The 264-nt window shown below is 55.7% G+C and carries 1 rRNA gene; it reads left to right on the plus strand.

Annotated features, from left to right (window positions below):
* A 23S ribosomal RNA gene (locus QP140_RS10035) occupies nucleotides 1-264 on the plus strand; the annotation flags it as partial.

Consider the following 264-nt stretch of genomic DNA (forward strand, 5'->3'; position numbering starts at 1 on the left):
GGTTAGTGCAATGGCATAAGCCAGCTTGACTGCGAGCGTGACGGCGCGAGCAGGTGCGAAAGCAGGTCATAGTGATCCGGTGGTTCTGAATGGAAGGGCCATCGCTCAACGGATAAAAGGTACTCCGGGGATAACAGGCTGATACCGCCCAAGAGTTCATATCGACGGCGGTGTTTGGCACCTCGATGTCGGCTCATCACATCCTGGGGCTGAAGTAGGTCCCAAGGGTATGGCTGTTCGCCATTTAAAGTGGTACGCGAGCTG

The organism is Corynebacterium sp. UMB9976, from assembly GCF_030212265.1.
Lineage (GTDB): Bacteria > Actinomycetota > Actinomycetes > Mycobacteriales > Mycobacteriaceae > Corynebacterium.